Raw genomic sequence first — 22,656 nt, forward strand, 5'->3', positions numbered from 1 at the left:
ATAATTGCCGATTGCGCGTTGTCGTGGGATTCCAACCCCGAGGGTTTGACGATGAGCGATCCGCGTATCAAGGAACACATGGAAGTGATCGGCGCCGACGGCGTGCATGTCGGCACCGTCGACCGCGTCGAAGACGGCCGCATCAAGCTAACCAAGGCCGATAGCGGTATGGGGAGCCACAAAGGCCACCATCATTACATCGATCTGGGCTTGGTGGCGGATGTCGAAGGCAAGAAGGTTCGGCTGTCGGCCAATGCCGCCGTCGCCGTGACGCTCGAGGAAGAGGGCGGCCGCAAGGCGGTCTGAACTCATTCACACTCGCGATATTGATCGGATCCCGCGTCGCTTCGGCGCGGGCCATTTCTGTTGTGGGTTATCTTCCGCCATAATTTGCGCCTGCCGGTGTGGAAGGTGTTTGATCGAAAAGAGCGGGGCCAAGTAGAATTACGGGACTAGGATTGTGACAGCGAAGTCAGATACTTTTTTCACCCACCCCCAAAGCGCGCCTCGCCACCGCAAGCCGCCGCCGATCATCGATCAGGACGGCAACGAGGTTCATAGCGGTGGTCGTTTCGGTGGCGGGCAGTTCGGTGCTGGCTCGTCCGGCACGGCGTTCAGCGGCACCGCTTTTAACGGCACGGTTTTTGGGAATATCGGGTTCGGCCCGCTCACCCGCGAGCAGCGCTTTGCGCGCATTGAGGCGCTGGCGCGACTGATGGATGTCGCCTTCGTCCTGCCGGGGACCAATGTGCGCTACGGCATCGACGGGTTGATCGGCCTCATTCCCATCGTTGGCGATCTTTTGACGACTGCGATGTCGCTCTGGCTGGTGCGCGAGGCGCGGGCGCTCGGTGCGCCGGCCCATGTCGTCGCGCGAATGCTCGGCAATGTGGCGCTCGATGGTGTCGTCGGCATCGTGCCGTTCGTCGGCGATGCGTTCGACGTCATGTTCCGCGCTAACATGCGCAACATCCGCATCCTGCGGCGCTGGATGGACAAGCAGCCGCGGATGGATTGAGCGTCGAAGGATTGAAAGTGAGCTGAGGCCTCAGGCCGCGTCGGTCGCTTCCGCTTCGGCCTTTTCTTCTTCCTGGTCGCGTCGGCGCGGCAGCGGGAAGGCGCTGCTCTCATAGAGCGAGCGAATGCCGTTCTGATCGAAGCGGGCTTCGTCCACCTGCAGATAGGCGCCGTTCAGCGAATCCGCAGGCAGTTGTTCGATTGCGAATTGCACGGCCTCGGCCGCGGTGCCGAACCGGCGATAGGCGAAGCCTGCACGCTTCTTCTTCCGGATTGCTGCGGGAAAAAGTTCGGCTTCGGTATTGTAGTTGAATGCCGCCATCGTTTTCGGCCTCTCATCATTCAAGTTGGGTTGCTAGCCATTTGCCGCGGCTGCCACGCTGAAGCGATACGCGCCGCGCTTTTTCATTGACCCCTAATATAGGCTCTTTCCGCCCAGAATGCGACCTCCGATTCGTAGCATGATGAACGAAGCCTCCGCGCGGTTCGAATGCGCGGAGGCCTTTGAATCAATCACTTAGTAGGTTTGGAACCCCGATAAGGGGCAAATATGCGCGATCGCTTACTTCGGTTCGAGTTTCAGCGCCGCCGAATTGATGCAATAGCGCAGGCCCGTTGGCCCCGGCCCGTCGTCGAAGACATGGCCAAGATGACCACTGCAGCGGGAGCAGAGCACTTCGGTCCGGATCATGCCATGGCTCGTGTCGTGCTCCTCGTCGAGGCTTTCGGCCCCCACCGGTGCGCTGAAGGCAGGCCAGCCGCAGCCGGAATCGAACTTGTCGTCAGACGAAAACAACGGTTGACCGCAACCGGCGCACACATAGGTGCCGGGATCGAACGAAAGATCGTATTCGCCGGTGAAGGGACGCTCGGTCGCCTTCTCGCGCAGCACCGCGTACTGTATCGGCGTGAGTTCGTCGCGCCATTCCTGCTCCGATTTTTCGACGTGTCCGTTCTGGGTTTTGGCTGTCATGCGTTCCTCATTTAATTGGTCGCCTTCGTGTCGCGGACCAGCACCGGCTTGTCGCGATAATCGGCGGCGAACAGTTTTTTCAGATTATCGACCTTCGGGATGTCGTTGAACGCAATGTAAGGTTGATAGGGATGCAGCGTTAGATAGTCCTGATGATAATTTTCGGCCTGATAGAAGCCGTTCATCGGTTCGATCCGGGTGACGATGGGCTTTTTGTAGACCTTCGCCGCATCGAGTTCGGCGATGTAGTCCTTTGCGATTTTCTGCTCCTCAGGCTGCGAGGTGAAAATCGCCGAGCGATACTGTGTGCCGCTGTCCGGCCCCTGACGGTTGAGCTGGGTCGGATCGTGTACCACGGAGAAATAGATCTGCAGAATCTTGCCGAGGCTGATCTGCTTGGGATCGTAAGTGATCTTCACGGACTCGGCGTGGCCGGTCGAACCGGTTGAGACGGTGTCGTACCGGGCACTGTCCGCCGAGCCGCCTGCGTAGCCGGAGACAGCCTGAATGACGCCTTTGGTGTGCTGGTAGACGCCCTGCACACCCCAGAAGCAGCCGCCTGCGAGAACGATTGATTTCGGTTCGCCCGAGGTCATGGCAGTTGCCGCTGCATCGGTTTTCGGCGGCGGAATCGTGAAGGGCTCGGCCGACGCGCTGAATGATGCGCCTGCGAATGCGGCGAGTGCCACTGCGCCGAGCGCAGCGAAAGCGGTACGACGGGAGGAATGCTTCATAGGGAGCGTCCTTCGATTGCGGATGAGAGCGATCAGGCCCTTACGATGATACGCGCTTCCGCACCCATTGTTACGCGGCCGCGGGCAGAATCGTCATGCCGGGAACATTAAACCACGACGCTTAACCGCTTCGCGGCACGGGTGATGCCGGTATAGAGCCAGCGCGCACGGCTGTCCTGAAATGCGAAGCTCTCGTCGAACAGTACGACGTCATCCCATTGCGATCCCTGCGATTTGTGAACGGTGAGCACGTAGCCGTAGTCGAATTCGTCGTAGGGCTTGCGCTGATCCCATGGCAAATCCTCGATTCCGCCGTTGAAGCAATCGGCGCGGACCGACACCTTGGTGACCTTGGCGCCGAAATCCTCCTCTGGCGACAGGCGCATGGTGATGATTTTGGACTTCGATTGCGCGCGAGCCTTTACGCGCCACAGGCCGCCGTTAAAAAGTGCCTTTTTGCGATTGTTGCGCAGACAAACGAGCTTGTCGCCGGCAACCGGCAGTGCATCCTCGATTCCGTTCTTCTGCCGCACGCGCATGTTGTAGGCGCGGCGGGTGTTGTTGCGGCCGACCAGAATCTGGTCCGCAGCCATGACACGGTCGGGATCAAGCGCGTTGCGGCTCACCACTTCGCTATCGCCGAACTGGCCCGTTTCCAGCGTGCGGCCTTCACGCACCGCCATCGACATGCGCACGATCGGATCGTTTTGCGCCTGACGATGCACTTCGGTCAGCATGGCGTCCGGCTCGGCTTCGGTGAAGAAACCGCCGCCCGCGATCGGTGGCAATTGCGCGGGATCGCCGAGCACTAACAAAGGACAGTCGAACGACATCAGGTCGCGACCGAGGTCGGCATCGACCATCGAGCATTCGTCGATGACGATGAGCTTTGCTTTCGAGGCGGGCGCATCGTCCCACAGTTCAAAGCTCGGCTGTTCGTCGCCCGTCTCGCGGGTCCGATAGATCAGCGAATGGATCGTCGATGCGTTATCGCAGCCCTTGTTGCGCATCACCAGCGCAGCCTTGCCGGTGAAGGCGGCGAACTTAACCTCGCCGTTGACGGCGTCGGCGATATGGCGCGCGAGGGTGGTCTTGCCGGTACCGGCATAGCCGAACAGGCGGAACACTTGTGGGGTATCGCCTCGGCCGGGCTTCGCCTTGAGCCAGGCGCTGACAGCGGACAGCGCGTGGTCCTGATGGGGAGTAAAAGTGGGCATGGGGACCGATATAGAGACACTTGGTCGCGCGGTATAGTCACCCGGGAATGGCAGCGCTCGCATGGCGCATTTTGAGGCGGGATATCACGACAAACTGTCACCCGCGGGGTACCCGGAGCACATATAATCTCCGCCGAAATACCGGCCTCTCTGTGACAGCATGGATGCGCGACAATGGAACGAATCATTTTGCAGATCGCGATCGGGGTCGTGGCAATTGTACTGATCGGCGCGGGCACTGCGGGAGCGATGCTCGGTGTAGATCTGATCCATGGCCGTAACGGTGGGTTGGTTGATAGCTATTTCCGCTATCTCTCGGCGATGACGGCCGCGATGGGCTTGATGTTCGCGATGACGATTCCTCATGTCGAAACTCATCGCGAGCGGATCGGCACGTTGTCGTTTCTGATTTTCATTGGCGGCCTCGCGCACCTCTATACATTCAGTATCCGGCCGACGCCGACGGTGGGGACGTTATTCATGCTGTTCATGGAGTTGATTTTCGTTCCGCTGTTGTGGCTCGGCCAACGGCACATCGCGCACAAAGCCGCGAGTCCATCATGAGATTCGTCCTCTCGCGATCAGGATTCGGGGAGTGGCGCTGCTGATGGCGAAGCGAATTGCGCTCGGTGTTGCGGCGATTGTGATCGCCGCTGTCGCTGTCATCTTTGCGCTACAGCTCTACCGCCACCTGACCGGCGGCGCCGACGACGAACCGGGCGTTATCTTCGAGCGAACAGACCGGCCTTCGCGGGCTTGATACGGCCTCAGGCCCTGCGCGCCCCAAGAGCGAAGAGCGGCCGGGTCGTGGAGTCTTTCGGAGAGACAATGAGGTCGGCGAGGGTATAGCCGTCGAGTGTCTCGAGGAAGGCGGTCAATGCCTCGTTGAGCGCGCCTCGCAGCCGGCAGCGCGGCGAGATCACGCAATGATTATCGGTCGTCATGCACTCAACCAGCGCGAAATCCGGTTCGGTTGCTCGCAGGACATCGCTGAGACGTATACGATCGGGACGCTTGGCGAGTGTGAGACCGCCGGACCGGCCGCGAACGGCTTTCAGATAGCCGGCGCGGGTCAACTGGTTGGCGACCTTCATCAGATGGGCTCTGGAAATTCCATAAGCCTCCGCGGTCTCCTCGATGGTAATGAGGCGACCATCCTGAACGACTGCCGCATACATCAGAATGCGCAACGCATAGTCTGAAAAGTTTGTCAGTCGCATGAACAGGATCCCTAGAAGACCATCACTTTATCACATTCGGTATAAAGATGCATCCTAAGTATTCTAATATTCGGGAAATCGGGGCGGGGGTTGAATAAAACAGGTATTTTGTATATATCTTTATTGGGGCGATGTCGGAGAATGATACCGGCGTCGCTAGTTTCTCAGAAAGGGTGTCTCCGATGCCTAAATCTGCAATTGGAACATACAAGAAGCTCGCAACAGACGGCGGACATGACCCTGAGGGCGGCAGTTCGCTTCTGCCAATGCTGATCAGCGGTTTGATCCTGATTGTGATCGGGATGCTGGTCGTCGCGGCGATGTCCTGAGACGCGTTTGGAGAAAAGACATCATGCCCATTCCTGATCGGCTGCCGGATGGATTCGCAGCTTATGGACGTTCGCCGGAGTTCAACTCTGAAGGCCTGCCACCCAAGCTGCAGGCGGGCCATGCCACGAAGGCAGGGACTTGGGGGCTGCTTCACGTGCTGGAGGGGGCGCTACTCTATAAGCTGGAACCGCCGCATCAGGATGAGCGACTGGTGCGAGCGGGGGAGACTGTCGTGATCGAGAGCGAAGTCGCCCACCGTGTCCGGTTCGTTGAGCCGGGCCGGATGTTTGTCGAGTTCTATCGCCACATAGACGCGGCCAAATCCTAATCTTCAACGGTTGCTGGCCGAGCAAGTCATAGCTTGCTGAATTTGTCGTCAACTTGCCGCGTTCCCGCGAGCGAGCCTGCGATTCCATTGGACACGCCGGACTTAGTCGGAAATAGCTATTCCATCGTGTCCTCCGGGTCGATGGCCTCTCGTTTTCCGAAGCGCAATCGATCCTGACAAATAGCCCGCAGACCGAGGCATGGCGATCGGCCTGCCGAGGCTGTCATTGATGAGTGTGCTCGGATGTCGCTGAGAGCTTGGCTGCGGGCGAGGGTGCGGACAAACGAGTTTTTCCTCGTCTTCTTGGCGGTTGTTCTTGGCATCGGAACCGGGTTTGTCGTGACGCTCATGAGCGAGCTCGCGCAGCTTGCTCATGTGCTGATTTATGGAATCCGGATCGACGTCCGGCTGAGTGCTAATGACGTCATCAATCCGTGGGTCGCGGCTGCCTCGCTTGTAGTCGGCGGATTCATATTGGGACTCATGGAGTGGTACCGGCGCCGCAGAAAGATATCGGCCGCCGTCGATCCGGTGGAGGCCAATGCGTTGCGTGGCGGTAGACTGTCCCTGCGCGACAGTCTCATCGTTAGTTTGCAGACCCTGATTTCAAATGGGTCCGGCGCCTCTGTGGGACTGGAGGCAGGCTATACCCAGATCGGCGCCGGATTGTCGTCCCTTGGAGGCCGCTTTTTAAATCTTCGCCGTAACGATTTGCGCATCATCGTCGGAGCGGGTGCCGCCGCGGCCATTGCTGCAGCGTTCGATGCTCCGCTCACGGGTGCTTTTTATGCCTGCGAGTTGATCGTCGGCACTTATACAGCTGCGAGCGCGGCACCCATTCTGGCGGCGGCAATCTCGGGAACGCTGGTGGTGCGATGGCTCGGCACCAACACCTATTCTTTGAATGTTCCGGATCTGGTGATGAGTGATCTGCGCCAATACGGCCTGATGCTCGTTCTGGCCATCCTCGTCAGCGGCATTGGCATTCTTGTCATGCGGGCAGCGCCGCTGGTGGAACGTGTCTTCGGGCACAAGTTGCTGCCGGTCTGGCTCCGCCCGATGATTGGCGCGATGTGTATTGCGGCCATGGCGGCAGTCACGCCCCAGGTGCTTGGTGCCGGGCATGGCGCGATGGTTCTGGACTTGTCGCGTGACATGCTTCCCAGCCACATCGCCCTGTTGATCGTTCTCAAGCTTGCAGCCTGTCTGATCTCTCTGGCGTCGGGATTCCGGGGCGGGTTGTTTTTTGCATCGCTGTTTATCGGTTCTCTGATCGGCAAGCTGTTTGCGACGGTCCTTCACTTATACATTCCGGAGCTGGCGTTTCATGTCGATCCGAACGTCAGCGCTCTGACGGCAATGGCTTGCCTTGGCGTTGCGATCGTCGGCGGCCCGCTCACGATGTCCTTCCTTGTGCTGGAGATGACGCACAGCCTTGAGATTACGGCAGGTGTGCTGGCGTCATGTCTCGTCACGAGCATGATGGTGCGCCAGTTTTTCGGGCACTCGTTCTCGACATGGCGATTGCATCTGCGTGGCGAAACGATCCGGGGCGCGCACGATGTCGGCTGGCTGCGAAGCCTCACCGTGTCGCGTCTGATGCGCACGGATGTGAAAACCGAGCCGCGCCAGGCGACGGTCGACGTTTGTCGCCATCTGCATCCGCTAGGCTCGACCCACGCCATCTTCCTGCTCGACGAAGATCGACATTATGCAGGAACCGTACTGCTGGCGGATTTGTTCTCGAGCGACTACGACATTGGCGCGGATACACGTGAGGTCTCTACGCTCGCAAAATATCTCGAGATGACGTTGACACCATCGATGAACGTCAAGGTTGCGATGGCCTGCTTCGACAAGGCCGAATCTGAAATCCTGGCGGTCACGGATGAGACCACGCACGAAGTTCTCGGCTTCCTGACAGAAGCGTTTGCGCGCAAGCGATACGTCGACGAAATCAATCGCGCGACCGAAGAGGTCTTTCAGTAAGAGCTTGCTTACGGATCGCCTCAGCGTGTTTTCGATTTGATTTTTTGTGCGCGCGGAACGCGGGAAGGTCGCGTCGCTGCGGCACTAAACCTGCGCAATCATTGTCAAAAAAGAAAATGCCGGTGGCTGTTGAAGTCATCAGCATCTTGCTTTGTGCAATGCGAAGTAATCGCCTCAGGCGATCGGTTCGTTCGTAAAAATCAATCGATAAGTATTTGATTTTACGTTGAAAATGCGCCTTTGACTCGTTCTAATCGGAAACTCGGATTAGCCGATGGGCGGTCCAAATGAGGAAGGTCGGACCAGGATGAGTTTGATCGGGGATGCAGCGGGCCACAGGGGCCTCATGCTCAATCGCGATGTCGAAGCCGAGCAGCAGCAGGCGCCCGCCGAGCGGGATATGCTGGAAATGCTCGCGGGTCCGCCAGAGGTGGTCGACACCCAGCCCGTGGTTGGCGACGAGGTGAAGTACACCACCTGTTACATGTGTGCCTGCCGTTGCGGCATCAAAGTCCATATCAAGGACGGCCGCATTCGCTACATCGAAGGCAACAAGGATCACCCGGTCAATCGCGGCGTACTGTGCGGCAAGGGTTCGGCCGGCATCATGCAGCAATATTCCCCCGCCAAGCTGCGCAAGCCGTTGCTGCGCACCGGCGAGCGCGGAAGCGGCGAATTCAAGGAGATCGAGTGGGAGGAAGCGCTCAGTCTCGCGACCAAGTGGCTGGGCGATATCCGCAGCACCGATCCCAAGAAGCTCGCCTTCTTCACCGGGCGCGACCAGAGCCAATCACTCACCGGCTGGTGGGGAATGCAGTTCGGCACACCGAACTTTGCCGCGCATGGCGGCTTCTGCTCGGTCAACATGGCGGCGGGCGGTCTCTATTCGATCGGCGGCGCATTCTGGGAATTCGGTGAGCCCGACTGGGAGCACACCAAATACTTCATGCTGTTCGGTGTCGCCGAAGACCACGACTCCAATCCGATCAAGATCGGTCTTGCCGAACTTAAGAAGCGCGGCGCCAAGTTCATGTCGATCAATCCGGTCAAGACCGGCTATTCCGCGATTGCGGACGAGTGGGTCGGCATCCGCCCCGGCACCGACGGCCTCTTTGTCTTCGCGCTGATCCACTGCCTGCTGCACGCGGATATCGTCGATCTCGATTTTCTTGCGCGCTACACCAATGCGACGTGGCTTGTTGTACAGAATCCGGGCGGCGCCGACCACGGCCTGTTCGCACGTGACGCCAGCGGTGCACCACTCGCGTGGGACAGCAAGACGGGCAAGGCCGTCCCCGCCAGCGGTACGGATTTCTCGCCCGCGATCGTCGGAAACTTCCAGCTCGAAGATGGTCGTCGCGTGACGCCGTCATTCCAGCTGCTTGCCGACCGCTATATGAGCGACGAATATTCGCCGGAAGCGGTTGCGGAGCGCTGTGGCGTGCCGGCGGAACGCATCCGTCGCATTGCCAATGAGATTGCCGAAGCATTCAACGAACCGGTCGTGCTCGATCAGCCATGGACCGATTGGGCTGGGCGTCGTCACGAGAAGATGGTTGGTCGCCCGATCGCGATGCACGCCATGCGTGGCATCTCGGCTCACTCCAACGGATTCCACACATGTCGCGCGCTGCATGTGCTGCAGATGCTGCTCGGCGCGGTCGATACCCCCGGTTCGTGGCGCTACAAGGCGCCGTATCCGAAGCCGCTCCCCGGTGGCCCGCGGCCTGCAGGCAAGACCAGCGCGCCGAATACGCCACTCGACGGCATGCCGCTCGGCTTCACAATGGGGCCGGAAGACCTGCTGGTCGATGAGAAGGGCGGCCCGATCCGTCTCGACAAGGCCTATTCGTGGGAAGCGCCGCTGTCGTCTCACGGCATGATGCACATGGCGATTCACAATGCATGGGCGGCGGATCCTTATCCGGTCGACGTGCTGTTCATGTACATGGCCAACATGGCGTGGAATTCGTCCATGAACACGGCCGGCACCATGCAGATGCTGACCGACAAGAACGAGGACGGCAGTTACAAGATTCCGAAGATCATCTATTCGGACGCGTATGCATCCGAGATGGTGTCGTATTCCGACCTCGTGCTGCCGGACACGACCTATCTCGAGCGCTGGGATTGCATCTCGCTGCTTGATCGTCCGATCGGGAGCGCGCATGGCCCGGCGGATGCGATCCGTCGTCCGGTGCTGAAGCCCGACCGCGATGTGCGTCCGTTCCAGGATGTGCTGATCGAACTCGGCGCGCGCCTCAAGCTGCCGGGCTTCACCAATGAGGACGGCTCGCCGAAATATCCCGGCGGCTATCCCGATTATATCGTCAATCACCAGCGCAAGCCGGGCATCGGTCCGCTGGCCGGTTTCCGCGGCGAGGATGGCGAGACGCCCGGCAAGGGTGCGCCGAACAAGAACCAGCTCGATCGCTACATCGAGAATAAGAGCTTCTGGCGGCTCGAGCTGCCGCACGACGAAGTCTATTTCAAACACGGCAACAAGAACTATCTCGAACATGCCGTGAAGCTCGGCATGATCGACAGCGCCAACCAGATCGTGTTGCATCTCTACAGCGAGCCGCTGCAGAAATTTAAGCTGGCCGCGGAAGGGCATGGCCCGATCCAGCCGCCGGAGCGTGACCGCGAGCGGGTCAAGAATTACTTTGATCCGCTGCCGATCTGGTACCAGCCGCTGGAAGAACAGGCAGTGTCGGCAACCGAATTCCCGCTCTCGGCGATCACCCAGCGTCCGATGGCGATGTACCATTCGTGGCACTCGCAGAACGCTTGGCTACGCCAGATATTCTCGAAGAACTTCCTCTACATGAACCGTGAGACGGCAGAGAAGCTTGGCCTCGCTGACGACGATTACGTCTGGGTGACGAGCTATCACGGTCGCATCCGCGTGCCGGTACGTACCATGGAGGGCGTCAACCCGAACACGGTATGGACGTGGAACGCGATCGGAAAGCGCAAGGGTGCATGGAATCTGCCGTCCGGTGCACCGGAAGGTACGGAGGGCTTTCTCCTCAACCACGTCATTTCCGAGCTGTTGCCCGAGAAGGACGGTTATCGTCATTCCAACTCCGATCCGGTAACCGGGCAAGCCGCTTGGTACGACGTGCGCGTGCGCGTCGAGAAGGCCGCCGCCTCCGAACATACGCCGCTGCCGGAATTCCCGGTGCTCAAGCGTCCGCCGCACATGCCGGAGCGTCCGGCCGTGCTTCGCTTCGACGCTGAAGGCCGCAAGAATCCGTGGGATCCGCTTCCGGCCCGCAAATCATCAGGAGCCGCAAAGTGACGTCGCTTCCCACACCTGTGCCCGGCCAGAAGAAGCTGGGACTCGTCATCGATCTGGACACCTGCGTCGGCTGTCATGCCTGCGCGGTGAACTGCAAGGAGTGGAACGCGAGCGGTCATTCCGGCCCGCTCAGCGATTTCCAGAGCAAGTCCGACGGTGTCTGGTTCAACCGCGTCCACACCTATGAAGCGGGGCAGGGCGAGGCATCGCGGACTGTGAACTTCCCGCGCTCCTGCCTGCATTGCGAGGAGCCGGCCTGCGTCACCGTGTGTCCGACCGGCGCTTCCTACAAGCGCACCGAGGACGGCATCGTTCTCGTCAACGCGGATACCTGCATCGGCTGCAAGCTGTGCTCGTGGGCATGTCCTTACGGCGCGCGCGAGTTCGACGAGGACGACGGCGTGATGAAGAAGTGCACGCTGTGTGTCGACAAGATCTACAACGAGAATTTGCCCGAGGAGGACCGCGTCCCGGCCTGCGTCGCGACTTGCCCGGCAAGTGCCCGGCATTTCGGCGATCTCGGCGATCCGGACTCCGATGTCTCGCGTCTTGTTGCCGAACGTGGCGGTTATGAGCTGATGCCGGAGCTCGGCTACAAGCCGGTCAACCGCTATCTGCCGCCGCGGCCGCGCAAGAACGGTTCGTGCGGTTCGCAGAACGACATTTCGCTCGTGGATATCGTGGCGAAGAAGACGGCCTCAGAAGGCAAAGGCGCAGCCTTGCTTCGCTGGGCCGATCGCGTCCTATCGCGGTGAGGTGAAACGATGCATCCCGCACTCTCCGTCATCGTTTTCACCACGGCCTCCGGCGCTGGCTACGGCTTGCTCGTCTGGTACGGCCTGATGTCGGCATTCTCCGGAACGCCCGGAGATCGTCTGCTCGCACTCGTCGTGCTGCCGCTCGCGCTTGCGCTGGTCACGGTCGGGCTGTTGTCTTCGACCTTTCATCTTGGTCGCCCCGAACGCGCGTGGCGCGCGTTCTCGCAATGGCGCACGTCCTGGCTTTCGCGCGAGGGCGTCTGCTCGTTCGTGACCTATATTCCGGCGGGCCTGCTGCTGCTGGCATGGATCATCTCGCCCGCGCCGGGCGCGCTTGCGGTGGCGCTGGGCCTCATCACGGCGGTCGCGTCGCTCGTTACGATCTATTGCACAGCGATGATCTATGCGTCGCTAAAAACTATTCACCAGTGGCACAACGCCTATGTGGTGCCGAACTATCTCGCCCTCGGTCTCTATAGTGGTGCGCTGCTGCTGGCCACGATTCTGCATCTGCTCGGCCACGGCTCGCAGGGCGTCGATATCGTCGTACTGGTCGCGGGTCTTGCGGCGCTGATCGCCAAGCTGAGTTACTGGCGTTTCATCTCGACAACGCGCCATCCGAGCAGCCCGGAGAGTGCGACAGGTCTCGGCAACATCGGCAAGGTGCGTCTGTTCGAAGCGCCGCATACCGAAGAAAACTATCTGATGCGCGAAATGGGTTTCTCCATCGCCCGCAAACATGCCGAGAAGCTGCGCAGCATTTCGCTGCTCGCGCTGTTCGCTGCCCCGCTCGTTCTGGTGCTGATCGCGATCCTGATCAGCGGCGCTGCTGCTGCGATCACGCTGGTGGTCGCGGTTCTGCTGGCCGCGCTAGGCGTGCTGGTCGAACGCTGGCTATTCTTCGCGGAGGCGCGTCACGTCGTGACGCTGTTCTACGGCGCGCGTGCTGCGTGATGCATTTCACGGATTGATCGTTCTGAGATGATCGATCCGAAGCCAAAACGTCGCACGCCGCGACCCCCAACTCGCGGCGTAGCGGCGCTTTCTTCGTTGATGCATGATGATGTCGATACGCGCCACGCGGCGCAAGCCTGTTCGTATCGCGCGAATTCAAAATTATTCTGTATCGCTCAACAATTTCTTCGCTAGGATCATCAAACAAGAAGTCTGACGACTTTCGCACGGGAATGGCGGACCCAATCGCCGCACCGACAGTGCAAAAGGAGCTCAGAACATGACGCAGTATCGCCAAAGGCGGCTGCGCCGAAAGCCTTGGGAGGGGTGCAGGTACATGACGGTGCTCGTCATGCGGGATGTTGTCCCGCAATGCAGACATTTTTTCTCTCCCGAAATTCTTCTGAAGATTTGCGGCCTCGCGGAGCAGGAGGCTGCGGGTTTGACTGCTGGAAGGGATTGCCAGTCACGCGCAATCCGTAAGTAAACAGTCCGCTCGAGAACCAATCATCAAAAGTGAGGTCGAGATATCATGAAATGGATCCGTCAGATATTCGCTGCAGGCCTTGTCTCTCTTATGACAGCGCCTGCCTTCGCCGCGCCTGTCAACGTGCGCATCGCCAAGCAGCCGGGCGTCGGTTATCTGCCGCTGATGGTGATGGAACACGAAAAGCTGTTCGAGAAATACGCCAAACAGGCCGGCGTCGATATCACCACGGAATGGCTGAAGTTCACCGGCGGTTCCGCGATGAACGAAGCGCTTCTGTCCGGCAATCTCGATATCGCGACGGGCGGCATTCCGCCGCTTCTGACGATCTGGTCGAAAACCCAGAACAACTACAAGGTGAAGGGAATCGCCTCGATCTCCTCGCATCCGCAGTTTCTGGTGACAACAAATCCCAAGGTGAAGACGCTGGCCGACTTTTCGGAGGGTGACAAGATAGCGCTGCCTGCCGTTAAAATCTCGAACCAGGCGGTTATGATCCAGATGGCGGCTATCAAGCAGATGGGCGAGGCGAAGGCCTTTGCGGTTGACCCTTATACGATCTCGATGGGCCACGGTGACGCGATGGCGGCCATGCTTGGCGGCACCATCAATGCTCATTTCGGCCAGTCGCCTTTTCAGGATATCGAGTTGAAGGACCCGCGGGTTCACGTGGTGCTGAACAGCTACGATGCCGTTGGCGGCCCTTATCCGATCGCCGTGGCCTATGCGACCGACCGCTTTATTCAGCAAAATCCGAAACTGCTGAAAGCTTTCGTCGACGCGCTGAAGGAAGCGCAGGGCATGATCCGTTCGGATATCAACTATGCCGCGAAGGTCTGGATCGAGATGGACGTCAAGAAATTCAGCAAGGATGATGCTCTTGCCATTCTCAAGAATCCCAAGATGGTCTGGGATGCAGCGCCTCAAAATACGATCACCTTTCTCAAGCACATGAATAAGGTGGGACTTGTTGAACGGACGACCGACAACTGGAAGGACGTCTATTTCCCGGCGATTTACGATTTGAATGGGTCATGAGTTGAGCGTGTACCGCGCCGCGTAATCGCGGCGCGGTACACGATTTTTGAAGTTGGTAACGGCGGATTTGTCTGGAATGTCCTATACTCATTGCGTCATCGGCGGCGGCATTGTCGGGCTCGCCACCGCGACCGAAATCATGCGCAGGGATCCCAAGGCGCGCGTGGTCTTGATCGAAAAGGAAAATGGCTTCGCCTTTCATCAGACCGGCCACAACAGTGGTGTCATCCACGCCGGCATCTATTACGCTCCCGGATCGCTGAAGGCTCAGCTTTGTCGCGAGGGAGAGAAGGCGACCAAGGAATTCTGCACGGCCCACGACATCCCGTTCGAGACTTGCGGCAAGCTCATCGTCGCGACCGACGCCGTCGAAATGGAGCGGATGCAGGCGCTGATTGGTCGTGCCAAACAGAACGATATTTCGATCGAAGAGGTCTCAGCCTCTCGTCTCCGGCAGCTTGAACCGAATATCACCGGCGATGGTGCTATTCTCGTCCACACCACCGGTATCGTCGATTATCGCCAGATATGCGAGGCGATGGCGGAAGAGCTTCGGCAGAACGGTGCGCGGGTCGTGACAGGCGTTGCCGTCACGCAGATCGAAGAAGGCGGGCAGAACGTCTCCATCACGCTCAGCAACGGTGAGCGGCTGACTGCGGATCGGCTGATCGCTTGCGCGGGCCTGCAGTCGGACCGCATCGCCCGAATGGGCGGACTCAATCCGACGCATCGGATCGTGCCGTTCCGCGGGGAGTATTTCACGCTGCCGCCATCGCGCTCCTCGATCGTCAAGCATCTGATCTATCCCGTCCCGGATCCAGATCTGCAGTTTCTTGGAATCCACCTCACCCGGATGATCGATGGCCGCATCACCATCGGCCCGAATGCGGTGCTTGGATTTCATCGCGAGGGTTACGCAAAAGGTAGCGTGAACCTTCCCGATGTCTTCAGCATGGCGAGCTTCGGCGGGTTCTGGCGGCTGATATTGCAGCACTATCGTGCGGCGCTGAGCGAATTCGGAAACTCCATCTCGCGACGGCGCTATCTCGACTTGTGTCGAAAATATTGTCCGGGGCTGACGCTCGCAGATATGGGGCAGCCGGGGGCGGGAATCCGGGCGCAGGCCGTCATGGCCGATGGTTCGTTACTGCAGGATTTCCTGTTCTTGAACACCAGCCGCCAGATGCATGTCTGTAACGCTCCATCGCCGGCGGCGACATCGGCCATCCCCATTGCGAGGAAGATCGTGGATCAGCTCGATCTGGCCTCGGCATAGCGATCACGTGACAGAGGTCGTATTCCGGAAATCTGAACATCGTCAGGACCACGATCGAATTGTCGGCTCGGACAAGAAAAACATGAAAGGGACTTTGTGATGCGCGGCGCGGACCTTCTTGCACAAACGCTCAAAGCGGCCGGAACGAGCCGGATTTTCTCGCTGTCGGGCAACCAGATCATGCCGGTCTACGACGCATGTTTCGAGCTCGGTATCGAGATCGTTCACACGCGGCATGAGGCGGCGGCTGTTTTCATGGCGGAAGCTCATGCCCAACTGACCGGTGAGGTCGGCGTTGCGCTGGTGACCGCCGGCGGCGGATTGGGGAACGCAGTGGGGCCTCTGTTTTCCGTCGGTGAATCCGAAACGCCCGTTCTGCTGCTGAGTGGCGACTCGCCTGTGGCGCAGGATGGCCGCGGCGCGTTTCAGGAAATGAGCCAGTGTGCGGTCACCGCGCCGTTGACCAAGCTGTCGGTACGCCCAACCAAGGCTTCCGCGCTCGGACACGAGACGGCGCGTGCGATCCGCACCGCGCGTTCGGGCCGGCCCGGCCCGGTTCATATCGCTCTGCCTTTTGATGTGGTCGAAGCCGATGCCGGGACCACCGAAGTGCCGCCGGCGTCGGCTTTCGCGCGGGTGCCGCAATGGTTGGGTGACGAGGATGCGAAACGGATCGCGCAAGCCATCGTGTCGGCGCAGCGGCCGGTTCTGATTTGCGGGCCAGCTATGAACCGCACCCGCAGCGGAGATTTGACCGAACGTCTCGCGTCCGCGCTCGATGTGCCGGTGATTGTGATGGAAAGCCCGCGCGGGCTGAGGGATCCTTCGCTGGGTGAGATCGGCAAGGTGCTTGGCGAGGCCGATTTGATCGTCAGCCTCGGCAAGAGGATCGACTTCACGATGGCATTTGGTGCAGCTCAGTCGTTTCATCCCAACGCGAGCTGGATCGTCGTCGACGCGAAGACGAGTGAATTCGACCGCGCGTATCTGAATCTCGGCGCGAGGTTGAAGATGGCCGCCGCCGCTGACCCTGTCGATGCGGCGAGCCAATTATCTGCTCTTGGCAAGGGAGCCACGAGTCATGCGGAATGGCGCAAGCGCGTGGCCGAGCGATTGGCGGTACGCAATCCGTCTGGGCCGGGTGCAGGAAACGAGCCGATCACTTCAGCGGCGCTGTGTGAAGCTGTGCAGCGCCAGATCAAGTCGGCTGCAGGCTCAGTCGCGGTCTGCGACGGCGGCGAATTCGGGCAGTGGGCGCAGGCGATTACTTCAGCCGATCAGCGCGTTGTTAATGGCGTGTCTGGCGTCATCGGTGGTGGACTGTGTTACGGGCTCGCGGCGGCGTTGGCGAAGCCCAAACATAAGGTATTCGCGCTGATGGGAGACGGTACTGCTGGCTTCCATTTTGCCGAGGTCGAAACTGCTGCGCGTCATGGTGCGGCTTATGTCATCGTCATAGGCAACGACATGCGCTGGAATGCTGAGCATCAAATTCAGTTGCGCGAATACGGACCCAATCGCCTGATCGGTTGTCAGCTGAGCGATGCGCGCTACGACCTCGCAACTGCAGCGATGGGCGGCCACGGCGAGTATGTCACCCGTCTGGACGAACTCGACGCGGCTTTGTCGCGCGCGGTGGCGAGCGGCAAGGTGGCATGCGTCAACGTGATAATCGATGGCGCGCCGGCGCCTGCCGGGCACTAACTACCTGATCGGCAATGATGGTAGCAGCCGTCATTGCCGAAACCACCCGGCGCAAATGCAGCCGGTGGAGAGTGTTCAACTCGCCTTTACCTCTTTCGCCGTCAGGGCGTACCTGAAATTATCTGAATCGAGGCAGTCGAGCAGGAGCGAAGCCCGTTCCGCCTGGGGATACATCAGGAAACCGAGCTTGGGATGCTTGGCTCCAGGCAGCGCGATATCGTGCGCTGTGTTGTAGGCGATCCAGTTGCCTTCCCATGCGCCGAACAAGGTGTTTCGTGCGGCGACGACCTTCGGATCGTTGATCGCGAGATTCGTCGGCGGCTCCTCGAGCATCACCTTGCGGACGTCGGCGGGATCGACCGGGACCCATCCGTGACCTTCGAGGAAAACCTCGGCGCGACAATGCTGCGCCTTGGTCACGTTGGCTGATCCGGCACCGAGGCTTTTGTAGCCGAATTGAGATGGCAGCACGCGCAGGCCGTAAACATCGCGGGCAGGGACGCCGGCAGCGCGGGCGAGGCCAACATAGAGGGCATTGAGATCGGCGCACTTGCCGCCCAGATTGCCACTCTTGAGCATCGCGGCGACATCGCCCACGCCGCAGCCGCGGGTTGAAGCCACACGCGCCGTATTTTCGACGACCCACTCATAGATCGCGCGGGCTTTCTCTATGTCGGTGCTGGCCCTGGCATCGGTGACGATCTTGTCGGACACGGACTTGACGATTCCATCGATCGGGATGAGGTCGGTGCCTTCCAGGTTCAGCTTGCGTTCGGCGTCGCTGAGCGTTGCGGCATTGCCGGGTTTGCCGAGATCAATCGCGCGATCGCGTATCGAGGCGCGGCTGGTGACTTCGATCGACGGCATGAACTCGTCGTCTTTCCAGATCACGTGCAGCATCTCGGCGCCGTATTTCGCGTCGCGCACGCGCGTAATGCTGGCGGCGTTGCTAGCCCATGTGGAATCGCCCGGCCGCATCCATTCGCTTTCGGTGACCGAGGGGAGTGGAATCCATGCCTGCATTTTGCCTTCCGGCTTGTCGACCTCCAGCTTGGTGACGAGGTCGACCGTCCGCCACGCGCCGGGCTTTGGTGCGAACACGACTTCTGAGCGGGCTGTGCCGGGGAAGGTTGCCGCAAGTGAAAGGGCAGCCGTGCCCTTCAGGAATTCTCGCCGTTGCATGATATTCTCCTTTGGATGTTCGGGTCATTTGTCGTGGATTGTTCCGAGATGTGGTCGGCCTGCAGAGGGATTGAGAGATTCAATCGCAGTTAGAACGTCAGGGCGGGACCAATCGAGGTCACCTTCGACGAAAAGCCTCGGCATGAGAGCAGCGTCGAGTACGAAGGTGGTCGGCAGCGCGCTGACATCCCAGGATTTGCTCACCTTGCGATCGCGGTCGAGCAGAACCGCGAAGTCGACCGGCTGCTTGGCGAAGAATGTCCGCACGCGGAGGTCAACTTCGGCGACGTCAACGGCGACGATGATGAGCGGCTTATTGTGAGTCGCGGCAGCCAGCCGCTGCAACGATCCGATCTCGCGGACGCACGACTCGCACCATGTTGCAAAGAAGTGGACCAGAACGATCTTGCCTGCGAAGGCTTGTAGGTCGTGTCGTTCGCCGTGCAAATCGTCCAATAAGAATGTGGGTTTCTTGTCTCCGGGCCAGATTTTCAGAGAGTTTGGTGTGCTGCTCGACGCAGCCTCGGAGGATGCTGTTGCTGCTGGCATGGCAAAACAGCCCAGCGCACAGGCGACACCGAGAAGCACGATGCTGAATCTAGCGATAGATCGAAAGGTGAAAATAGAATGGACGGTAGAGGCAGAGCACGCTTTTAAATATATCGCACCTCGAACAAATGCGTTGCCGCGCTGCGCGAATATATCGCGTTTGTTCTGTCTGATTTGAAGGCCCCGGCCCGCGGGAGCGGTTTGCGCCGCCACGTCGCTACTCTGGGGCGTATTCAGCACATCGTCAAACGAGCTGTGCTGCGACGAAATGACTTAACGTTGCCTTGTCAGCATCGCGCGAGCTCTAAAGGTGCATTTTAAATGAATGGATAATTGAGCAGACGCAACGAGATGCCGCTTTGCAGCAAGACGTAAAAAGTAGCAGCACTTCGAGTGGTTGAGGCAGTGACTGACAAAACCGTAGCTTTGACAGTCACTTGAACTGGGCATATTTCTGTTTTGACTAACTCTAAAGTCGGCTGTCCCCCGGCGGGGGCCAACTCGGAGGAAACGTTCCATGAATATGGAACTGTCGCGGCGCTCGTTTATGCTCGGGGCCGGCGCGGGTTTGGTCGGAACAAGCCTTGGCGCTCTTGGATTTGGTGAAATCGAAGTTGCCCATGCACTTTCAATCCGGCCTTTCAAACTTGCGCAGACCAAGGAAGTTCGCAGCCAGTGTCCGTACTGTGCAGTTTGCTGCGGAATGTTGATCTTCTCTGCCGAGAGCAAGGAAGAAAAAGGCAAAATGGAAGTCACCCACATCGAGGGTGACGTGGATCATCCGGTCAATCGCGGCACACTTTGCCCCAAGGGTGCAGGCGCCCTCGATTACATCAAATCAAAGACGCGGGTGAAGTACCCGATGTATCGCAAGCCCGGAAGCAACGGCTTCGAACGGGTGAGTTGGGATTTCGCGATGGAGCGCATCGCGAAGCTGATGAAAGAAGATCGCGACGCCAACTGGGTCGAGAAGAATCGCGACGGCGTCACTGTCAATCGGTGGCTGACGACCGCATTCCTCGCCGGCAGTTCGGTAGCCAATGAAGGTGGATGGGCAACATTCAAGGTCTCGCGTGGCCTTGGTCTGTTGCAGATCGAAAACCAAGCAAGGATTTGACACGGACCGACGGTGGCCAGTTTGGGCCCCACATTTGGTCGCGGTGCAATGACGAATTCCTGGACGGACATCAAGAACGCTGATCTCGTCTGGATTATGGGTGGTAACGCAGCGGAAGCGCATCCCTGCGGATTCAAGTGGGTCACCGAGGCGAAAGCCGAACGTGGAGCCAAGCTGATGGTGGTTGACCCCCGGTTCAACCGGTCGGCGGCCATGGCGGATCACTATGCGCCGATCCGTTCGGGATCGGATATCGCGTTCCTGTCTGGCGTCGTCAACTATCTGCTGACGAACGACAAGATCCACAAGGAGTATGTGCGCCACTACACCAATGCGGCCTTCATCGTGAAGGACGAGTTCGCGTTCAACGAAGGCCTGTTCACGGGCTATGATGAGAGCAAGCGTTCGTATGACCGCAGCTCATGGGAATACAAGTTCGGACCTGACGGATTCGCTATACGCGATATGACGTTGCAGGACCCGCGCTGTGTATTCCAGCTCATGAAGAAGCACTTCGCACAGTATTCGCCGGAGCTGGTGGAGCGGGTTTGCGGCACGCCGAAGGACAAATTCCTGAAGGTTGCCGAATGGGTCGCTTCGACCGCTAATGGCGAGCGGGCGATGACCATCATGTACGCGCTCGGCTGGACCCAGCACAGTCACGGTGCCCAGAACATCCGCACCGCGGCGATGATCCAGCTTCTGTGCGGCAACATCGGTATCCCCGGCGGCGGCGTTAACGCATTGCGCGGTCATTCCAACGTGCAGGGCATCACCGATGTCGGCACCCTGACGGCGGCGATTCCGGGCTATCTGGCCTTGCCGACCGAACAGGAGCCGACGCTGGAGTCGCATCTTGGCAAGCGGACCTTCAAGCCACTGACCCCGAACCAGACCAGCTACTGGCAGAACTATCGCAAGTTCTATGTCAGCTTCCTGAAGACGCAGTTCGGAGCCAATGCGAAGCCGGAGAATGAGTTCGGCTATAATTATCTGCCGAAACTCGACGGCATCTATGACTGCATCAAGATGTTCGACCTGATGCATCAGGGTAAGACCAACGGTCTTCTCTGTCAGGGGTTCAACCCTCTGATGGCAATTCCCAACTCGAACAAGAGCCGGGAAGCGTTGTCGAAGTTGAAGTTCCTGGTCAGCATGGACCCGATCGAGACAGACACGGTTCGGTTCTGGGAGAACCATGGCGAGTTCAACAATATCGATCCCGCCAAGGTTCAGACCGAGGTGTTCATGCTGCCGGTGACCTCCTTTGCGGAGGAAGAGGGCAGCGTCACCAACTCGAGCCGCCTGATCCAGTGGAAATGGAAGGCAGCCGATCCGTACTTCGAGTCGCGTACCGACACTGAAATCCTCTCGGATCTCTTCGTGCGCATGCGCAAGATGTACGAGAAGGATGGCGGCAAGGGTAAGGACGCGATCCTCGCGGTGGACTGGAGCTACAAGGATCCGCTCCACCCGGCCGTTGAGGAACTCCAGGCCGAACTGAACGGTAAGGCGCTGGTGGACCTCAAGGATGCGGACGGAAAGGTGGTTCGCGCCGCCGGCCAGCGGCTCGCCAGCTTCGGCGAGATGCGCGACGACGGTTCGACTGACGGCTGCATGTGGATCTACACCGGCTTCTACGGTCCGACCGGCAACATGGCCCAGCGGCGCGACAACTCCGACCCTTCGGGTCTGGGTGTCTATCCGAACTGGGGCTTCTCGTGGCCGGCTAACCGCCGTATTCAGTACAATCGTGCTTCGGCAGATCCCGACGGCAAGCCGTGGAGCGAAGCCAAGAAGTACATGTACTGGAACGGCGAACGCTGGACCGGGCCGGATGTGCCGGACTATGTGCCGACGATTCCGCCGAGCCGTGCGGTCGGACCCTTCATCATGAACGCGGAAGGCGTATCGCGTCTCTGGGTTCGTGGCTTGATGGCCGACGGTCCGTTCCCAGTGCACATGGAGCCGTTCGAGTCACCTGTGGGTAACCTTGTGTTCCCGAAACTCAAGGGCAACCCGGTGGCGCGGGCGTTCAAGAACGATCTGGAGGCGCTTGGCACGTCCAAGGACTTCCCGATTGTCGGCACCACGTATCGTCTCACCGAACATTTCCACTACTGGACGAAGGGTGTGCATGCCAATGCGGTCATGCAGCCTGAGTTCTTCGTGGAAATCTCCGAGCAACTCGCGAAGGAGAAGGGGATCAAGCACGGACAGATGGTCCGGATCAGATCCAACCGTGGCGAAGTCAAGGGCAAGGCAGTTGTCACCAAGCGCCTCAAGCCGTTCATGATCGACGGCAAGCCGGTGCATCAGGTGGGATTGCCGCTCAACTTCGGCTTCATCGGCGAGACCAAGAAGGCTTCACCGATCAACAGCCTCACCTCCGCGATCGGCGACTCGAACTCGCAGACGCCGGAATACAAGGCGTTCCTCGTCAATATCGAACCCATCCCGGGTCCGGTGGCTTAAAGGG

The 22,656-nt window shown here is 59.4% G+C and carries 21 protein-coding genes; 14 read left to right on the forward strand and 7 right to left on the reverse strand.

Translation table 11 applies throughout. The features are described 5' to 3' along the window. Nucleotides 1-51: 51 nt before the first annotated feature. Both HMPREF9697_RS18480 and HMPREF9697_RS18485 read left to right on the forward strand, forming a co-directional pair. Entirely contained in the window at nucleotides 52-306 is a 255-nt protein-coding gene (locus HMPREF9697_RS18480) for a DUF2171 domain-containing protein (protein WP_002718775.1), read from the forward strand. A 154-nt stretch (nucleotides 307-460) separates the two neighbouring features. Further along, nucleotides 461-1,018, forward strand: coding sequence for a DUF4112 domain-containing protein (locus HMPREF9697_RS18485; protein WP_002718776.1), 558 nt, complete (start codon nucleotides 461-463; stop codon nucleotides 1,016-1,018). Nucleotides 1,019-1,048: 30 nt separating this feature from the next. Here the strand turns inward: HMPREF9697_RS18485 and HMPREF9697_RS18490 are convergent, their stop codons facing one another. From HMPREF9697_RS18490 to HMPREF9697_RS18505, 4 genes are all read right to left on the reverse strand, one after another. Next, a complete protein-coding gene (locus tag HMPREF9697_RS18490) occupies nucleotides 1,049-1,339 on the reverse strand; it encodes a hypothetical protein (RefSeq protein WP_002718777.1) in 291 nt (96 codons plus the stop codon). A gap of 240 nt (nucleotides 1,340-1,579) precedes the next feature. Continuing rightward, on the reverse strand, nucleotides 1,580-1,990 hold the full coding sequence (gene msrB, locus HMPREF9697_RS18495; protein ID WP_002718778.1) for a peptide-methionine (R)-S-oxide reductase MsrB: 411 nt from the start codon (nucleotides 1,988-1,990) through the stop codon (nucleotides 1,580-1,582). A gap of 11 nt (nucleotides 1,991-2,001) precedes the next feature. Beyond that, on the reverse strand, nucleotides 2,002-2,724 hold the full coding sequence (msrA, locus tag HMPREF9697_RS18500) for a peptide-methionine (S)-S-oxide reductase MsrA (protein WP_002718779.1): 723 nt from the start codon (nucleotides 2,722-2,724) through the stop codon (nucleotides 2,002-2,004). 107 nt (nucleotides 2,725-2,831) lie between these two features. Continuing rightward, a complete protein-coding gene (locus HMPREF9697_RS18505) occupies nucleotides 2,832-3,941 on the reverse strand; it encodes an ATP-dependent DNA helicase (protein ID WP_002718780.1) in 1,110 nt (369 codons plus the stop codon). A gap of 174 nt (nucleotides 3,942-4,115) precedes the next feature. Between HMPREF9697_RS18505 and HMPREF9697_RS18510 the strand changes: the two genes are divergently transcribed. Further along, the gene (locus tag HMPREF9697_RS18510; RefSeq protein WP_002718781.1) at nucleotides 4,116-4,505 is read left to right on the forward strand and encodes a DUF4345 domain-containing protein; all 390 of its coding nucleotides are present in this window, start codon (nucleotides 4,116-4,118) and stop codon (nucleotides 4,503-4,505) included. Between the two features lie 31 nt (nucleotides 4,506-4,536). Then, on the forward strand, nucleotides 4,537-4,701 hold the full coding sequence (locus HMPREF9697_RS21110) for a hypothetical protein (protein ID WP_157223257.1): 165 nt from the start codon (nucleotides 4,537-4,539) through the stop codon (nucleotides 4,699-4,701). A gap of 7 nt (nucleotides 4,702-4,708) precedes the next feature. Here the strand turns inward: HMPREF9697_RS21110 and HMPREF9697_RS18515 are convergent, their stop codons facing one another. Further along, the gene (locus tag HMPREF9697_RS18515) at nucleotides 4,709-5,161 is read right to left on the reverse strand and encodes an Rrf2 family transcriptional regulator (protein ID WP_002718783.1); all 453 of its coding nucleotides are present in this window, start codon (nucleotides 5,159-5,161) and stop codon (nucleotides 4,709-4,711) included. Nucleotides 5,162-5,343: 182 nt separating this feature from the next. Between HMPREF9697_RS18515 and HMPREF9697_RS21285 the strand changes: the two genes are divergently transcribed. From HMPREF9697_RS21285 to HMPREF9697_RS18555, 9 genes are all read left to right on the forward strand, one after another. Then, nucleotides 5,344-5,490: a hypothetical protein gene (locus HMPREF9697_RS21285; RefSeq protein WP_002718784.1), complete on the forward strand. Its 147-nt coding sequence runs from the start codon at nucleotides 5,344-5,346 to the stop codon at nucleotides 5,488-5,490. A 23-nt stretch (nucleotides 5,491-5,513) separates the two neighbouring features. Then, nucleotides 5,514-5,819 (forward strand): TehB family protein, encoded by a 306-nt coding sequence (locus tag HMPREF9697_RS18520; protein WP_002718785.1) that lies wholly within the window; start codon nucleotides 5,514-5,516, stop codon nucleotides 5,817-5,819. A gap of 243 nt (nucleotides 5,820-6,062) precedes the next feature. Continuing rightward, nucleotides 6,063-7,808: a chloride channel protein gene (locus HMPREF9697_RS18525; RefSeq protein WP_002718786.1), complete on the forward strand. Its 1,746-nt coding sequence runs from the start codon at nucleotides 6,063-6,065 to the stop codon at nucleotides 7,806-7,808. Between the two features lie 274 nt (nucleotides 7,809-8,082). Then, on the forward strand, nucleotides 8,083-11,112 hold the full coding sequence (locus HMPREF9697_RS18530) for a molybdopterin oxidoreductase family protein (RefSeq protein ID WP_002718787.1): 3,030 nt from the start codon (nucleotides 8,083-8,085) through the stop codon (nucleotides 11,110-11,112). After that, on the forward strand, nucleotides 11,109-11,867 hold the full coding sequence (locus HMPREF9697_RS18535; RefSeq protein WP_002718788.1) for a 4Fe-4S dicluster domain-containing protein: 759 nt from the start codon (nucleotides 11,109-11,111) through the stop codon (nucleotides 11,865-11,867). Before HMPREF9697_RS18530 ends, HMPREF9697_RS18535 begins: the two co-directional genes overlap by 4 nt. 9 nt (nucleotides 11,868-11,876) lie before the next feature. Beyond that, nucleotides 11,877-12,824 (forward strand): dimethyl sulfoxide reductase anchor subunit family protein, encoded by a 948-nt coding sequence (locus HMPREF9697_RS18540; RefSeq protein ID WP_002718789.1) that lies wholly within the window; start codon nucleotides 11,877-11,879, stop codon nucleotides 12,822-12,824. A gap of 532 nt (nucleotides 12,825-13,356) precedes the next feature. Further along, complete coding sequence (locus HMPREF9697_RS18545; protein WP_002718791.1) at nucleotides 13,357-14,349, forward strand: ABC transporter substrate-binding protein; 993 nt, start codon at nucleotides 13,357-13,359, stop codon at nucleotides 14,347-14,349. 76 nt (nucleotides 14,350-14,425) lie between these two features. After that, nucleotides 14,426-15,625 (forward strand): L-2-hydroxyglutarate oxidase, encoded by a 1,200-nt coding sequence (gene lhgO / locus HMPREF9697_RS18550; RefSeq protein ID WP_002718792.1) that lies wholly within the window; start codon nucleotides 14,426-14,428, stop codon nucleotides 15,623-15,625. Nucleotides 15,626-15,724: 99 nt separating this feature from the next. Further along, nucleotides 15,725-17,329 (forward strand): thiamine pyrophosphate-binding protein, encoded by a 1,605-nt coding sequence (locus HMPREF9697_RS18555; protein ID WP_002718793.1) that lies wholly within the window; start codon nucleotides 15,725-15,727, stop codon nucleotides 17,327-17,329. A gap of 75 nt (nucleotides 17,330-17,404) precedes the next feature. Here HMPREF9697_RS18555 and HMPREF9697_RS18560 read toward each other — a convergent pair whose 3' ends face one another. Both HMPREF9697_RS18560 and HMPREF9697_RS18565 read right to left on the reverse strand, forming a co-directional pair. Then, a complete protein-coding gene (locus HMPREF9697_RS18560; RefSeq protein ID WP_002718794.1) occupies nucleotides 17,405-18,511 on the reverse strand; it encodes a transglutaminase-like domain-containing protein in 1,107 nt (368 codons plus the stop codon). Nucleotides 18,512-18,535: 24 nt separating this feature from the next. After that, nucleotides 18,536-19,099 carry a TlpA disulfide reductase family protein gene (locus tag HMPREF9697_RS18565; protein ID WP_244597821.1) on the reverse strand — a complete coding sequence of 188 codons (564 nt, stop codon included), beginning with the start codon at nucleotides 19,097-19,099 and terminating at the stop codon, nucleotides 18,536-18,538. A 478-nt stretch (nucleotides 19,100-19,577) separates the two neighbouring features. Here HMPREF9697_RS18565 and fdnG point away from each other — a divergent pair, with 478 nt between their 5' ends. Further along, nucleotides 19,578-22,652, forward strand: a complete 3,075-nt coding sequence (gene fdnG, locus HMPREF9697_RS18575; protein ID WP_147293870.1) for a formate dehydrogenase-N subunit alpha — start codon at nucleotides 19,578-19,580, stop codon at nucleotides 22,650-22,652. Nucleotides 22,653-22,656: the final 4 nt, after the last annotated feature.

Source organism: Afipia felis ATCC 53690 (assembly GCF_000314735.2).
In the GTDB taxonomy this organism is placed as follows: domain Bacteria; phylum Pseudomonadota; class Alphaproteobacteria; order Rhizobiales; family Xanthobacteraceae; genus Afipia; species Afipia felis.